At 55.3% G+C, this 15640-nt stretch carries 13 protein-coding genes; 5 read left to right on the top strand and 8 right to left on the bottom strand.

Features of this window, described 5'->3' with window-relative positions; all coding sequences use genetic code 11:
* Positions 1-20: 20 nt before the first annotated feature.
* Entirely contained in the window at positions 21-233 is a 213-nt protein-coding gene (locus tag AABA21_RS02280) for a hypothetical protein (protein ID WP_338247336.1), read from the bottom strand.
* Positions 234-361: 128 nt separating this feature from the next.
* Positions 362-1558 carry an epoxide hydrolase family protein gene (locus tag AABA21_RS02275; RefSeq protein ID WP_338247335.1) on the bottom strand — a complete coding sequence of 399 codons (1197 nt, stop codon included), beginning with the start codon at positions 1556-1558 and terminating at the stop codon, positions 362-364.
* Positions 1559-1907: 349 nt separating this feature from the next.
* Here AABA21_RS02275 and AABA21_RS02270 point away from each other — a divergent pair, with 349 nt between their 5' ends.
* Positions 1908-4718 carry a winged helix-turn-helix domain-containing protein gene (locus AABA21_RS02270; protein WP_338247334.1) on the top strand — a complete coding sequence of 937 codons (2811 nt, stop codon included), beginning with the start codon at positions 1908-1910 and terminating at the stop codon, positions 4716-4718.
* A 53-nt stretch (positions 4719-4771) separates the two neighbouring features.
* Here the strand turns inward: AABA21_RS02270 and AABA21_RS02265 are convergent, their stop codons facing one another.
* The 3 genes from AABA21_RS02265 to AABA21_RS02255 form a co-directional block, all read right to left on the bottom strand.
* Complete coding sequence (locus AABA21_RS02265) at positions 4772-6070, bottom strand: RNA polymerase sigma factor (protein ID WP_338247333.1); 1299 nt, start codon at positions 6068-6070, stop codon at positions 4772-4774.
* 102 nt (positions 6071-6172) lie between these two features.
* Positions 6173-6523: a YciI family protein gene (locus tag AABA21_RS02260; RefSeq protein ID WP_338247332.1), complete on the bottom strand. Its 351-nt coding sequence runs from the start codon at positions 6521-6523 to the stop codon at positions 6173-6175.
* A gap of 218 nt (positions 6524-6741) precedes the next feature.
* The gene (locus tag AABA21_RS02255) at positions 6742-7242 is read right to left on the bottom strand and encodes a tetratricopeptide repeat protein (RefSeq protein ID WP_338247331.1); all 501 of its coding nucleotides are present in this window, start codon (positions 7240-7242) and stop codon (positions 6742-6744) included.
* 209 nt (positions 7243-7451) lie between these two features.
* Here AABA21_RS02255 and AABA21_RS02250 point away from each other — a divergent pair, with 209 nt between their 5' ends.
* The 4 genes from AABA21_RS02250 (at position 7452) to AABA21_RS02235 (ending at position 12457) form a co-directional block, all read left to right on the top strand.
* Positions 7452-8558 carry a threonine aldolase family protein gene (locus tag AABA21_RS02250; RefSeq protein ID WP_338247330.1) on the top strand — a complete coding sequence of 369 codons (1107 nt, stop codon included), beginning with the start codon at positions 7452-7454 and terminating at the stop codon, positions 8556-8558.
* 61 nt (positions 8559-8619) lie between these two features.
* Complete coding sequence (locus tag AABA21_RS02245; protein WP_338247329.1) at positions 8620-8853, top strand: hypothetical protein; 234 nt, start codon at positions 8620-8622, stop codon at positions 8851-8853.
* A 146-nt stretch (positions 8854-8999) separates the two neighbouring features.
* On the top strand, positions 9000-11729 hold the full coding sequence (locus AABA21_RS02240; protein ID WP_338247328.1) for an ATP-binding protein: 2730 nt from the start codon (positions 9000-9002) through the stop codon (positions 11727-11729).
* Positions 11726-12457 (top strand): response regulator transcription factor, encoded by a 732-nt coding sequence (locus AABA21_RS02235; protein ID WP_338247327.1) that lies wholly within the window; start codon positions 11726-11728, stop codon positions 12455-12457. Before AABA21_RS02240 ends, AABA21_RS02235 begins: the two co-directional genes overlap by 4 nt.
* A gap of 268 nt (positions 12458-12725) precedes the next feature.
* On the opposite strand, the gene AABA21_RS02230 is transcribed toward AABA21_RS02235, so the two are convergent.
* From AABA21_RS02230 to AABA21_RS02220, 3 genes are all read right to left on the bottom strand, one after another.
* Positions 12726-13787 carry an ABC transporter substrate-binding protein gene (locus tag AABA21_RS02230; RefSeq protein WP_338247326.1) on the bottom strand — a complete coding sequence of 354 codons (1062 nt, stop codon included), beginning with the start codon at positions 13785-13787 and terminating at the stop codon, positions 12726-12728.
* Between the two features lie 145 nt (positions 13788-13932).
* Positions 13933-14802, bottom strand: coding sequence for an ABC transporter permease (locus tag AABA21_RS02225; RefSeq protein WP_338247325.1), 870 nt, complete (start codon positions 14800-14802; stop codon positions 13933-13935).
* Positions 14774-15616, bottom strand: a complete 843-nt coding sequence (locus AABA21_RS02220; protein ID WP_338247324.1) for an ABC transporter ATP-binding protein — start codon at positions 15614-15616, stop codon at positions 14774-14776. The genes AABA21_RS02225 and AABA21_RS02220 overlap by 29 nt, the downstream gene beginning before the upstream one ends.
* Positions 15617-15640: the final 24 nt, after the last annotated feature.

Genomic DNA, 15640 nt, shown 5'->3' with positions numbered 1-15640 from the left:
GATTGTTTGTCCCGCTTTAGTTAATATTTGTGATTTTTTCGCCTGCGTTCTTCGTATTGACTGCGTAAATCGAGCTCGATAAGCGATTGGATTACCTCTTCATAGGTTTGCCAGGTTCCGGGAATATATGCATAGATACCATATTTCATCTGCTCTTTTTGCAAACGCCGCACTTCTTGACGATTGCTTTCAACAGATTCAAAGGTTGGATAGCAGTGGGGTAGGGATTCCATATTTTTGATATTCCTCTGTCTTATGCTTCAATTGTCCCATATCCTTTATGAAGGAAATCAGCTATGCTACAAACGATTCTGACGGTGTGGGAAGGTAGGCATATGTTGAGCTCACCTTCCCTCCCCAATTAGCGCAGTGATCGGAACGCCGTTCGGACCTCTTCTGACAAGAGCTTTGGTTGTTCCCAGGCCGCAAAGTGTCCACCTTTGTTGAGCCTGTTGTAATGGATGAGTTTGGGAAACGCTTGCTCGGCCCAACTGCGTGGGGCCTGATAGAGCTCGTCAGGGAAGACGCTCACAGCAACCGGGATGGAGATGTTCTTGACGTCGAAAAAGCCGGACGTATTTTCCCGGTAGAGACGAGCCGCAGAAACGGCTGTGTTTGTCAACCAGAAGAGCGTGATGTTGTCGAGCACGTCGTCTCGTGTCAGGCCGCCGGGGTGTCCGGAAAAGGCGCGTGCAATCAGCTCGTAACTGCGCGTGTCGTGGTCAATCATAAAGGCTGCCAGACCGATAGGAGAATCTGCTAATCCGGTTAACGTTTGCGGACGTGTTCCCATCATGACCGCATAGCCGACGTGCTTATAGAAGTAGTCCATCTGTTCAAATGCGCGTCTTTCTTCTTCAGAGAGACTGGCAGGCGCATTGCGGGGCTGGAACACATCGAACATCGTTGCAATCTCGGGTGGAAAAACGCCAGCCATGTTGGTGTGAATGCCGAGCAACTCCGGAGGCGCCTGCACAGCCATGAGTTCTGTGATAATCGCACCCCAGTCGCCGCCCTGCGCCAAAAATTGCGTGTATCCAAGGCGCTTCATCAATTCTATCCAGGCACTTGCGATGTGCTTGGGGCTCCAGCCGGGCGCGGTCGGTTTAGCTGAAAATCCGTAGCCGGGCATGGACGGAATCACCAGATGGAAAGCATCTGCTGCGCTACCACCATGTGCGGTGGGATTGGTCAGTGGATCAATAATCTTCAACTGCTCGACGACCGAGCCGGGCCAACCGTGTGTGACGATAAGTGGCAAGGCATTCTCATGCTTAGAACGAACGTGAATGAAATGGATGTCGAGCCCATCAATCTCGGTGATGAACTGCGGCAGGGCGTTCAGTTTAGCCTCGCACTTGCGCCAGTCGTACTCGGTCGCCCAATAGCGAGCGAGCTCCTGAATCGTCGCTTGCTGCACGCCCTGTGACTGATCTGCGACAGTCTCCTTTTCAGGCCAGCGTGTGGCCAATATACGTCGGCGCAGCTCGACGAGTTCTTCTTCGGGAATGTTGATGCTAAAGGGACGAATAGCGTGCGTGCTGGTTTGGTTTTCCATAAGGATTATCCTTTGTTTTCATATCTTTCAAATTGATCACTTGATGGGTCTATCCCCGCTTTCTCAAACGTCTTTGCTCAAAGACAATTGGAGTATACTGGAACGAAGATAGGAAAATCATGGCGAGAAAGAGCTATTCGCAGGGAACACTAACAGCCAGGAATCGACACGAAAGTGCTAGCGACCTTCGCCCACGAAAGTGCATGCGCAGGGGTGCAGCCAATCAGGAGAACGATGCTCTCGCAACGAATGCATGGGATTTCTCTCTGTGTTGTGTCGACGCATTTTCGCGCGGGATTAACATACTTGCCAGGGAAAGTCAGGGAGATGTCAGAAAGGAAGAACCAGTATGAACCACAAGGACCATGGGTACCACAGCAACCCGCCTGAGCCGATCCTATGCCCGCCTCTTGATTCTCTACTTGCGACCAAGTTCCTTCTTCCTGCCTCCTCCCATGAACTCATTGCTCGCCCTCATCTCCTGGCTCTGCTCAATGCTGGTCTTCGTCAACGCGCCATTCTCGTATCCGCCGCCGCGGGCTTTGGGAAGACCACGTTGCTTGCAAGTTGGGTTCGCTCATTTGCTCCAGGCCACCCACCAGTAGCCTGGGTGTCGCTTGATGCAAGCGACAACGCTCCCGTTCAGTTTTGGACGTATGTTTTCACAGCACTGCAGCAGTGCCAGCCCGGAATCTCGACGCTCCCTTTTGCTACCTTGTTAGAAATGCCACAGCCATCCTGGCAAGCGGTGCACACGGCTCTAATCAATAGTCTGGCTCGACAAAGTGAGCCCCTGGTGCTGGTGCTGGACAATTATGAGGAGATTACAGAGCCAGCGATCCATGGCTTGCTGTCCTTGCTGCTCAATCATCTACCACCCACCCTGTGTGTGGTGCTAACAACACGGACTGATCCTCCTTTTTCCCTTGCTCGGTTGCGCGCCCAAGCACAGATTCTAGAATTACGCACCGAGCAGTTGCGTGCAACGAGTGAGGAAATGGCTACCTTTCTCCGCGGTGTGATGAATCTGCGGCTATCCATGCAGAACATCCAGGAAGTGGACGCACGCCTGCAGGGCTGGTGGGCGGGCATGCAACTGGCTGCGCTCGCCTTCAAGGGGAAGGCCTCCCCGAAAAATCTGCTGCAAGTGTCCCAGGGAAGCCAGCCTGCTCTTTTCGAGTATCTGGTGCATGAGGTGCTGCTCCGCCAGCCAGAGCAGGTGCAGACCTTCCTCTTGCGAACGTCCATCTTACCTCGCCTGTGCAACTCCCTGAGTAATGCGGTCCTGGAGCAGCAGGACAGCCAGCTCTTCCTGGAGGAAGTAGAACGAGCCAATCTCTTTCTGAGCCCCCTTGATGAGCAGCGCCAGTGGTATGCCTATCACCCCTTCTTTGCCGAAGTACTGTGTGCTCGGTTGGAGCAGACCGCCCCCACGGAGGTGCCGCTTCTGCATCTACGAGCCAGTCAGTGGTATGCGACACATCAGATGCACAACGAAGCGATCCAGCATGCGCTGCAGGCGCACGAGTGGTCCTGGGCGGCGACGCTGATGGAACAGATTCCCAGTCAGCACATCTGGAGTCGGTCCAGGGACGCGTTGCTTCGTTCCTGGATTGAGCAGCTTCCCCGCGAAGTTGTACGTGAGCGGCCTCGTTTATGTCTGGCTGAGGCATCGAGCCTGTTCTGGATAGCCCCACCAGGAGTCACCGAAGACTGGATACGCGATGCCAGAAGCGCCTGGACACGAGCTCATCAGCGGGAAGAACAGATTGACGGAGAGCAGGGTATCTATAAACCAGAAGCACCGACGGCTCTCCTGGGAGAAATCGCCGCATTGCAAGCCACGATTGCGGGCTTCTATCATGGGGATGCAGGGGCCACACAGGCCTTCTGTCAGGAAGCGCAGACCCATCTTAAGGAGCGGCAATGGGCGGCACAACTTCAGGTGACGTTTGCTCAGGCCAGGGCGAACATCGCTGAGGGGGATTTTGAGCATGCTATGCAGCAAATGCAGGCCGCATGGAATCGGATCAGAGCGGAGGGCGATCAAAAGCTCGAGAGTATCTACTGGCGCGAGGCAGTATGGGAAAGGACGATGGCAGGTCAATTGCACCAGGCATGGCAATTGAACCAGCAGGCGATCCACGTACTCCAAACCATTGAAGAGCCCTTGCCACCCCTGCCACCTCTGTTATGCTGGCCCTATGGCTATCAAGCAAAGATCTTGCATGAATGGAACAGATTAGAGGAAGCTCAATGCCTGGCTGAACAGGCAATCCAACTGGGCGAACAGGCCGAAATGCTGGCGTTTTTACATTTCGGCTATGCCGTGTTGTTGCGGATCGCTTTCTCACAAGAGCGATGGGAGGAGGCAGGGAAACTCTCTCAACAACTTATATACGTCGGACGAATTACGTCATCTCCGTATAGCGCAGCGCTCTGGAACTGTGTTGATCAGATGCGTTTCTGGTTGACCTGTGGTGATCTGGCACAGGCACGACGCTGGGCGGCAGATATAAGGCGAGAAGCGCCGCTGGTCTCTCCTCTGGCACGGGAAAAACAGGGCGTTGCGTTCGTCCGGTTGCTGCTTGCTGAGTCGCAACCGGAACATGCCTTGCACCTGCTTCTTTCCCTGATAGAAGGAGCCACAGCCAGGCAACGATGGTACGATGTGCTGGAAATGTGGCTTTTGCAGATACAGGCGTATGAAATGCTCCAACAACGGCAAGAAGCATTGGCACGGCTTGCGCGGGCTGTGCATTTGAGCGCACCGGAAGGCTATATCCGTCGTTTTGTGGACGAAGGGCCACTCATGGCTGACTTGCTCTCCCAACTCAGAGGACAGGAGTGCCAGGAAGAAGATCTCCCGTATCTGGAGACGCTTTTGCGTGCGTTTCACCAGCAACCGAGAGCCCAATCAACCTCTCAGGATCGTGGGCCATCCCCGATGTTGCTAGACCCTTTGAGCACACGTGAGCAGGAAGTATTACACCTGCTTGCACGCGGTGCTTCGAACCAGGAGATTGCGGACACCCTGGTGGTTGCACTCGACACGATAAAGCATCATGTCAGTAATATTCTTAGCAAGCTCGAAGTCTCCAATCGCACGCAGGCAGTTGCACGAGCCCGGTCGCTTGGCTTCTTTTCCGCCGAGGAGTAAGTTGACCTCGGGATCTGGCGCTATTCTTTAGTGGGTAGAGGACTGCTGTGAAGTTATGTGATTGGCAACTCAGCCAGGCGGCGTTTGAGGAATGCCTGCTCGACGGTATTCTGAGTCAGGGCCATGGCTTGCTGATAAGATTCCCTGGCTGCCTGGTATTGCTGATCACGACGCAGCAGGTCTGCGCGGGCGGCGTGGAAGAGGTAGTAGTGTCGCATGGTGACGTTTTCCATCTCGGCAAGCAATTCGAGTCCGCGCGCGGGTGTGCTGGCCATGGCTACCGCGACCACCCAGTTGAGCCAGATCACAGGCGAGCTCTGGTGTTTGGTCAGGGTACTATAGAGCAGAGAGATCTGGAGCCAGTCGGTCTCTTCGGCGCTGGTGGCTTGTGAGTGTAGCGCGCTGATCGCGGCTTGAATCTGATAGGGTCCGGGTTTGCGGGCAAGCATAGCCTGATCAAGGATCGCTATTCCTTCCTGTGTCTGCCTCTGATCCCACAGGCTGCGGTTTTGTTTCTCAAGGGTGATCAGCTCGCCCTCGGGACCAATTCTGGCATCTTTTCGTGCGTCATGGATGAGCATCAGCGCCAGCAATCCGAGGGCCTCAGCTTGATCGGTCGGTGGAACGGCCTGCTGTAGCAGCAGCACCAGTGCCCGCCCGAGCCGGATGGCCTCGGCACATAACTCGTTGCGCAACAGACTTTCTCCCTGGCTTGAGATGTAGCCTGCGTTGAAGATGAGATAGAGTACCAGTAAGACACCACTGAGACGCTCGGTAAGTTGGTGCGCGGCGGGCACCGAATAGGGGATGCCGGCGTCGCGGATCTTACGCTTGGCGCGTACCAGGCGCTGGGCCATCGTGGTCTCGCTGACCAGGAAGGCGTGGGCGATTTCGGCGGTTGAGAGTCCACCCAGGGTTTGCAGAGTCAGGGCCACCTGCGCATCCTGATTGAGGGCGGGATGGCAACAGGTAAAGATCAGTTTCAGACGATCGTCGGGGAAGACTTCTTCTTCCAAGAATGGAGCAGTGTTTTCTCTGAGTGCTTCCAGCAACTGCAGCTCAGCCTGCTTCTGTATGAGCACCTGTGTACGTCTCAGGCGATCGATCGCCTTGCGCTGGGCTGTAACGAGCAGCCAGCCAGCGGGATTCTTTGGTATTCCCTCGCCGGACCAATGCTCGATGGCGCTTATAAAGGCCTCTTGTAGCACATCTTCCGCCATCTCAAAATCGTGCAGACGACTGATCAGGGCAGCTCGTACTCGTCCTCCTTCCTCGCGGAAGAGTTGATCCAGTTGCCGATCTAGCTCAAGCCTGCTTATTGCGTCATTCACCAGCAAGGTGCTCCCACTCAAGGCATATTCTCCTCTATCTATCGCTGATAGTGTACCTGAAAATGGACCGCTGTGCCAGAAATCTGGCGCAGTGGTCCATTGTTGTGTTTTCCTTTGGAATGCTTAATCCCACTCAACCACCGGGCGGATCTCGATCGAGCCGCTGGTGGCGCCGGGAATTTTGGTGGCGATGGCGATGGCTTCGTCCAGGTTTTCGGCCTTGACCAGGTAGAAGCCTCCGAGCTGCTCTTTCGTTTCGGCGAAAGGGCCATCGGTCGTCAGCACCTTGCCGTCGCGCACCCGCACCGTGGTGGCGGCATTGACAGGATGCAGAGCCTCGCCTGACAGGTGGGCGCCGCTCTTCTGAATCATCTCTGTAAAATCATTGTAGGCTGTCATCTCAGCCTGCATCTGCTCTTGACTCATTTTCGCCGCCTCTGCCTCATTGCCGTAGATCAACAGTAAGTAACGCATATGTGTCAAACTCCTTTAATGTGAATCAACCACTTTTCGAGATCAAGCCAGCCCATGCGCTGGTTTCATGAGGATGACGAATAGCTTATGCTGGAATCGACAGTTTTCACAACGAGATTTTGACAAATGAAAAAATTGGTTGCGGCGTCATACGAGCCATTTTTTACTCACCCGCACAGTTCAACAAAGTTACACAAAATCTATGCTTCAGGTGTCCGCTATTCTTTCTCATCATTGGCCCAGGTTTTATCCAGTTGAGGAGCGTAGAAGAGCAACGCCTTTTTATAGCGCAGGATCGAAGGCTCGGCCGTTGTTTCCGCCAGATTGGTCAAAAGGAGCTGCATCGCTTCCGCATGCCGTTGTAGATTGTGCAGGGCCATGGCCAGAAAGATGGGGAATGCCCGATCTTGAGGGAACTCTTGCATGCCACGCCGCAGCATCTGCTCGGCCTTCGTATATTCACCCAGGGCGCGATAGGTGCTACCCAGCCCCAATAATGCACCTTGCAGGCTATCTTTGGATAATCCCAGGTTAATCGCGCACAGATAAAAAGGAACCGATTCACGTTCCAGTCCCAGGTTATCATGTACCCACGCCGTTTGATAATTGAGCTCTGCATCATTAGGATAGAGGGCTAGCAGCTCTAGCAGTAACGTCCGTGCTTCTTGCGCCTGCCCCGCCTCCCGCATCTGGATGGCGGTGTGTAAACGATCTTGCATTAATTTGGTGCCCATGTCTTTCGTTCATAATATATCGATGTATCTGAGTGTAGCAGATCAGTCAGCTGCCAACAATATGTTAATCACGCAACGGTTTTTGAGATCAGTGCGTGCGTATGTTACAATGCATGGGAACGATGAGATAGCGCTTTGGGAGGGCTGGTAGGTTTTCCACGGTGCCAGAAGGATTAGTTAGAAGGATCTTCAGTATGACGAACGCACGCGATCTTCGCGCGGTCCGTAAAAGTTGTCGCCGCTCTATCGCGGGCCATTATACGTATCAGCAGACGTTACCGCAGATTTTGCATGAGCTTGCCGATTCGGTGCAGCCTGAGGAGGCTCCCGATCTATACGGGAGTGGGGCACTGATCAATGATTTTGAGGCCGAGGTGGCTCGCCTGCTGGGCAAAGAGGCCGCTGTTTTTATGCCCAGTGGCACCATGTGCCAGCAGATCGCGCTGCGTATCTGGACCGATCGTCGGCGACTGCCACGCATTGGGTTTCACCCCACCTCCCATCTAGAAATACACGAGTTCCAGGCTGCGCAACGCCTGCACGGTCTGCAATCGGTGTTGATCGGTTCACCCTATCAGTTGATGACGCTGGCGGATCTGAAGGCGGTCAAAGAGCCATTGGGAGCGCTTTTGTTGGAGCTGCCGCAGCGTGAAATCGGTGGTCAGTTGCCCACCTGGGATGAGTTAACGGCCATTACCACCTGGGCGCGTGAGCGTGACATCGCCCTGCACATGGATGGCGCGCGTCTCTGGGAGTGCAAGCCATACTATCAGCGGGACTACGCGGAGATCGCTGGTCTCTTTGATAGCGTCTATGTCTCTTTCTACAAGAGTCTGGGCGGTATCGCGGGCGCCGTGCTGGCCGGGCCTGCTGATGTCATCGACGAGGCGCGCATCTGGCAGCGCCGGCAGGGCGGCAACCTCTACCAGCTCTATCCCTATGTGCTCTCGGCCCGCAAGGGTCTGGCCGAGCACCTGGAGCGCATGGAGGCCTATCACCAGAAAGCCAAAGCGATCGCGGCCGCCCTGTCAGCTTTTCCCCAGATCGAGGTTATGCCAGCGGTACCCCAGACCCACATGATGCATGTCTTTATCCGTGGCGAGCGTGAAAAACTGAACGAGGCCGCCCTGGAGGTCGCCGAAGAGAGCGGAACGTGGCTCTTTGGTGGCGTGTCCCCCACGCAGATTCCCGCCTATCAAAAATTTGAGCTTTCCGTTGGAGATGCTTCACTTGATGTTAGCGATGAAGAGATCGTCAGTTTATTTCAACAACTTTTCAACAAGGTAGAGTCGTACTCGTAGGCGTCCCTCACGATCATTCAGGGAGGATGATCGCAGCTAGCATCAGTGAAGGTGAGCAATCATGACAGATGAACCGGAAGAGATGGAGGAGCAGTTCTCCTCTCCCCTGCAGCGTGAAGGGGAAGATAATGGTCAGCGGATCGCGCGCCTGCTACGTGGTGGCAGCGTGCATGAATTGATCCTGGAGGCCCACTACTGGCTCGGATATTATCAGTGGCACGAAGACGCCGCTGACGCCCTTCCGACCGCCATGTTACTACTTGAATGTGCCTCTGAAAAGACGGTCACCCAATAAACGAAAGGCTCGATGCTATCACGATGCATCGAGCCTTTCGTTTATTTTTGTAGCAAGCGAACGCTGTAGTGAAGTACAAGCGGTTGTGTTATACTTCAGGGCAACAATGGTGAATTTTTGATGGAACTCAAGGGGGAGTACTATTCATGCTTCATTTCGTGCGCCGCTCACTCTTGATACAACTGCTCAGCATGTATCTGCTCTTTGTCATGATCGTGCTGGTTGGTGGCCTGGCCGTGAATAGCATAGTCGAACAGCAATTGCGTGCCGATGTCCAGGCTTCGGACCAGGCTCTGGCGCAGGAGATCGCTTTAGAGACTAATCTGCAGATTCGCGATGCGGAAAGCTCTCTGATGTCCCTTGGCAAGCAGGTAGATCAGATTCCTGATTCGCGGGAGATCGCTCATATCTTCCAGACCTATAAGCTGGCGCGTCCCGATGTGGATCATGTGTACTGGTTGGACCCGGTCGGCGTCTTGCAGGTGACGTGGCCAATGAATAGCGCGGCCCTCAACACTGAGTTCTCTCCCCCCGATGTTGTACAGCGGGCCCGCATGTCGGTTAATCCGGTCTTTGAGGTCGGAATCGCTGTTGAGACCACCTTTAATGCGGGAGTGATTGTCGCTCAGCCGATGCGCCGTTCCGATGGTCGCCTGGTTGGCATTATCGCGGCCAGCCTCTCGCTGGTCGAGCTAAGCGAGCCCCTGATCGCCGTGGTCAACGCCCAGCAGCAGCAGGGACGGCACCTGATGATCAGCGTGATTGATGGCCGTGGCGTCCTCGTGGCGACTCCCCAGCGTGAGCGGATCCTGCAGACGGTGCTGGATGAATTGCCGGGAGCAGAGCAGGCACTGCATAATCATGTCGCTTCACAGCTTGGACGTGGACTGGATGGTCAGGATTGGCTCTTTAGCGCCGTGCCGATCTCGGACGCGGGCTGGGCTGTCGTTGTGCAGAGGCCCGCGCAAGAGGCGCTAGCGGTCGTCGCGCAGTTTCACCTCTGGCTACTGGCCGCGATCGTCCTGTTTGCCTGCGGCGGACTCCTGTTCTGGCTCATTCTCTTGAATCGGGTTATTCGTCCATTGCATACGCTGGCCCGTCAGCACCAGGCGCTCCCCTCCTCAAAGCTCTCGCTTCCAATGGATACGACTATTATGGCCTCGCGTGGTGACGAGGTGGGGGCGCTGGCCCGTTCGCTGGTGCGTTTAGAGCTTGATGGCCTGGAGAAACTGGGTGAGCTACGCACACTGCTGGAGACCTCAAATGCCGTGGTGGGTTCATTGGAGCCGCACGCGGTGGTTCGAAAAATCATTCGTGAGGCACGTCGGTTGGTGGATGTGCAGGCCGCCGCTGTTCTGTTGCCTGATGAGCAGGGAACCCTGCGTGTGCTGGTTAGTGATGGGCATAGCGAGCAGTATGATCAGAAACTGGCGCTAACCGCGGAAAATATCACCTCGGCCCCCGTAATCGCACTGCGGGACGGTGCACCGGTCCAAAAGATATTAGAGCCTGGGACCTCTTCCTTCTCTTATGAGGACGGCTTTCGATCGGTGCTGGCCATCCCGATCATCAGCCGCCACGCCGGCGGCGTGGTTCTGCTGGTTCACCGTACCGAGCCACACCTGTTTAACCAGAATGAGATCGATCTATTGCTGACTTTCGCCAACTATGCGACGCTGGCCTGGGAGCATGCCGTGCTCTATGAGCGCAGCGACGAGCGGCTGCACGAAGTTGCCCGCGAAAACGAGCGGCTCTATCGGCATGCCGCTGAAGAGAGGCAGAAGCTGGCCTCTATTATGGAGAGTATGCATGATGGTCTGGTGCTAACGGGTATGGATGGTCTCATCCTGTATGCAAACCAGGGCGCGCGTAATCTGCTGGGACTGCGTGATGTGAGTCTGGAGCAGCATTCAATCAGCATGCTCTATGCCGCTTTACGCGCCAGCGCGGTAGATCCTCCGCAGCTTGATGCCGTGCTAAAGCGGATCGAGACCACTGCTACCAGCGAAGCTATGGTTACGGTGAGCTCCCAGGAGCAGCAGCGTACCCTGCACCTGCGTCTCTTTGACGTTGAAGATGAGGCGGAACAGCCGATTGGGCGCGGACTCCTGCTGAGGGATATTACGCGTGAGCGCGAGTTGGATGAATTCAAAACGACTTTGCTGGCCGCCGTCGGTCACGAGGTGCGTACACCATTGGCCGCCATCAAGGGCTATGCCTCAACGTTGTTGCAAGAAGATGTGAGCTGGTCAGGCGCGGACCAGCGTTATTTCCTGCAGACCATCAGTAGCGAGGCCGATCGTCTGGCGCAGATGGTCAAGAATCTGCTGGATCTTTCCCGCCAGGAAGCAGGCTTGCTGCAGTTAAATCTATCATTGACCAGTGTAGATGATGTACTGTTCGCTGTCGTCGAACACGAACGGCTGCAGTATCCAGATTCCTCCGTTCAAGTGCAGCTTCCCCCAACCTTGCCAGAAATCAACATTGACAGTGCGCGCATCGAAGTGGTGTTGCATAATCTTCTCTCAAACGCACTGGTCTACGGAGAGGGAAGCGCAACGATTCTGGTCGAGCGCGAGGGGGATTTTGTGACGATCTCAGTTTCTAATAGTGGTCAGGGTATTGCGCCCGACGAATTACCGCATATTTTTGAGCGTTTTTATCGTGCTCGCCATGGACAGCAACAGCGCCTGGGTGGTACCGGACTGGGGTTGGCGATCTGTAAGGCCTTCGTCGAAGCCCATGGGGGCAAGATCCAGGCCGCCAGTAGCCAGCGCGTGACCACGATCACCTTTTCACTGCCGATTGTTGTTGTCCCGGCAACGATTGAAACGCTGGCTAGAGATATCTCGCCAGAAGAATGGAGGCGTGTATGACGATGCAACCTAAACGTATCTTGCTTGCTGAGGATGAAGGCACATTGCGAGATTTTGTCAGTCGCAATCTGCGGGCGCGAGGTTTTGATGTGCTGGAAGCCAGCAATGGTCTGGAGGCGCTAGCCGTCTGGGAGCGCGAGGAGCCACATCTCTTGATCCTCGACATTATGATGCCGCGCATGGATGGCCTGGCCGTTTGCCAGCGCGTGCGCGAGCACTCCGCGGTCCCCATCATTGTTTTGACCGCCCTGGATGCCGAATACGACAAAGTGACCGCCCTGGATCTGGGTGCCGACGATTACCTGACCAAGCCATTCGGGGTTGAAGAACTGCTGGCACGGGTGCGTGCTGTCCTCAGACGTACGCAGGGAGAGTCTCAGTCAGGCGGTGGTGTGAAAAAGTTTGGCGAGCTGGAAGTGGATCTTCCAGGACATAATGTCTGGTTGCGGGGCGAGGCGGTCCGCCTATCGCGGACAGAGTTCGAATTGCTTGGGCAATTGGTGAACAACGCGGGCAAGGTATTAACGCACCGCGTCCTGCTACAGCGCATATGGGGTCCGGAATATGGGGGAGAGGCCGAATATCTCCGCGTCTACATCAACCGCCTGCGCCATAAAATAGAGACCGATCCGGCCAAACCGCGCTACTTGATCACTGAGCCCGGTGTCGGTTATCGTTTTGTGGCCCCCGAAATCGAACGCACCCACTGGCTTTCCGGCAACAATTAATCATATATTTACCTCGATAGAGATTCTTCCGCGCTCCTCCCGCTCTAGATCTCAACGATTCATAAAGACAGCATTGAAGGCGGCAAAAGATCCTCCAATGCTGTCTTTTATGTAGCAGTCGAGCTTTGAGGGGCCAACTCAATGTATAGTATCCATCTGCCCGTTAACAAAGTACATAGGTAGGACTGCGCCCTGGTCCGCAGGGTTTAAAATTAAAGAAGGGGATGCAGACAATCTCGTCTGCATCCCCGATATGTGTCGTGGAGAATTAGCTGGCTTTGCTGACGAACTCGTTGGTGTAGGTACTCTTGAGATCAATCTGTTTGCCCTGCACCGTCTGATTGGTCTCTTTCTCAATGTTGTACACCGATTGTGGACCATCAGATGGCATGGTGCCATCGGGGCTGAAGATGGCGAGCTGACTCTTCAAGGCCGTGACGTACAGCGCCTTGTTGCCAGCATAGTAGTCAGCTGGCATCTTATCGGCGATCTCTTCGGCCGAATGCGTATGCATCCATTTCAAGGTTTTGACGTAGGCATTGGCCAGCTTCTGCGTCACATCCTTGTGGCTATTGACATAATCATTCTTCATGAAGAGGCAGATGAAAGGATATGAGCCGTTGAGGGCGGCCTGTGTTGACTGCGGAGTGCGCAGGTCGGTCAGAACCTTGCCAACGCCGCTTGAGAGCAGGCGTGAGATGGTTGGCTCGGTGGTCATGCCTGCGTCGATGCGACCCTGCTGCATGGCGGCGATGAAGGTGTCGCCCGCGCCGACCGGCAGGAAATGAGCTTCGCTCTGCGCGATTCCAGCGTTGTGCAGCAGTGCGATGGTCAGGGTCTGGGTACCAGAACCAAGCTCTGTCACACCCAGATTTTTCCCCTTGAGGTCTTTAACCGATTTAATGCTGCCCGCTTCTTTAGTTGAGACCATTTCGGCCTCGCCCGGCGCGATATCCAGCTGAACGACGCACTCCATCTGTTTGCCGGATGCCTGCAGCTCGATGGTATGGTTATACGAGCCGGAGCCCGCTTCAACCTGACCGGCCAGCACCGAGTCTTCTGAAGACTGACCGGAGGCCTCGTCGATGAGGGTGACATCCAGGCCCGCCTGATCAAAATATCCCAGCTGCTTGGTGAGCATGTTGGGCAGGTAGATCTGTTTGCTGAGCCCACCGACCATGATTGAGAGATGGGTCTTGGCGCCGGTAGTCCCACCGCCGCCGGTGCTGCTCTTGCTTGATGCACTACTATTGTCGCTGCCGCAAGAACTGAGAACGAGGAGTAAAATAATACCAAACAGCAGGCAGAGTTGTTTCTTCCGTGTCTTCATATGCCTTGTATCTCCTATCCGAGATGATATGGGTCGACAATGACCACATAGGTCCAGTATATGCTACCTCAGGTGAGGCCAGGTGTGGGCATCTTTAAGAGAGAAATAGCCTTAATGTAGTTATGTAGCCGGTCCTCCTTTCTGCTTAGATTGAAATGTCGTTGACGGTGTTGGTTGGACGCCAGGTGATCAGGCGATTCTCAAGCGCCGTGACCATGGCCTCGGTGATCAGCGCCAGGGCCGCCAGGATAACCATGGCCGCGAACACTCCGTTGGCGTTGAATGTGCCCTGCGCGGTCTGGATCATCAGGCCGATGCCCTGGGTGGCACCCAGAAATTCGCCGACGACAGCGCCGACCAGCGCGAAGCTGAAGCTGGTATGCAGGCTGGCGATGATCCATGTCAGGGCAGAGGGAATAATAACATCGATGGAGAGCTGGCGTGAATTGGCACCCAGGATGCGCGCGTTGGCCAGCAGGTTGCGATCAACCTCTCGTACCCCCTGGAAGGCGTTGAAGAAGACGATGAAAAAGACCAGTACGACCGCCAGTGCGACCTTGGATTGGATGCCCAGTCCCAGACCGATGACGAAGATCGAGCCCAATACCACGCGTGGGATGGAGTTGGCCGCTTTGATGTATGGTCCCAGCACGTCGGCCAGAAATCTGTTGCGCCCCAGTAAGATGCCGAAGACAACACCTAAGATGACGCCGATCAAAAAGCCCAGCACCGTTTCTTCCAGCGTGACCGCGATCTGTTCCCACAGAGGACCCTGGGCCGTTCCGTTAACGGCCCAGGTCACGATCTGCGCCCAGATGCCGGAGGGCTGGCCCCAGAAGAAGGGATCGATCACTTTCGTGCGTGCACCCAGCTCCCAGCCACCGATGATCACGACCAGTACCAGAACGCGCAGTATATTGATCAGTACTCGCTTGCGGCGTATGTTGGTCCGGTCTATCTGTATATTTTCCTCTGTTGCGGTTGTATTATTGATTGCGCTGCTTTGTTCGTTCATAGCTAATCAACACCTCATTGCGAAGGTCTTCCCAGATTTCCTGATATAGATGGACAAAACGTGGCTCAAAGCGGATCTCCGCTACATTGCGTGGCCGTGGCAGATCGATGGTATAGATGCCTTTGACCGTGGCGGGGCCAGCGGTTAGCACACAGACGCGGTCCGCTAGAGAGATAGCCTCCTCCAGATCGTGCGTGACAAATACAACCGAGGCTGAGGTCGAGGACCAGAGCTGGAGCAACTCGTCTTCCATCAGGGTGCGCGTCTGTACGTCCAGAGCGCTGAAGGGTTCATCCATCAGCAGAATCTGCGGCTCGTTGATGAAGGTCTGAGCCAGGGCCACGCGTTTGCGCATGCCGCCGGAGAGCTGATGCGGATAGCGATCCTCAAATCCGGATAGACCAACGCGCGCGATCCAATCGCGGGCCTGCGCCAGTGCTTCCTTCTTCGGCTTGCCGCGAAAGAGCGGTCCCGTCGCCACGTTGCGCAAGACATTTTTCCAGGGAAAGACCGCGTCTGATTGAAAGACATAGCCGATGCGCGGATCAATGCCCTGGACCGGCTGGCCCATCACCTGGACCTCGCCGGCGCTGGGGCGTTCCAGCCCCGAGATCAGGCCTAACGTGGTGGATTTACCACATCCGGTCGGCCCTACGATAGCGCAGAACTCGCCGGGCGCGATGCTCAGGCTGAGGTCGCGTAGCGCGGTATATGCTTGACCGTTGGGTGTCAGGAAGCGCTTGGTCACGTTGCGCAGCTCGATGGAGGATTTCAGCCCGGGTATATATTGTGGTGAAATTGATGAGTTTGTCATAGATGAAGCGGCGATCACCGAACC

It is taken from the genome of Dictyobacter halimunensis, from assembly GCF_036245075.1.
The sequence above is the reverse complement of the archived record's forward strand: the minus strand, read 5'-3'. Positions and strand labels throughout refer to the sequence as shown.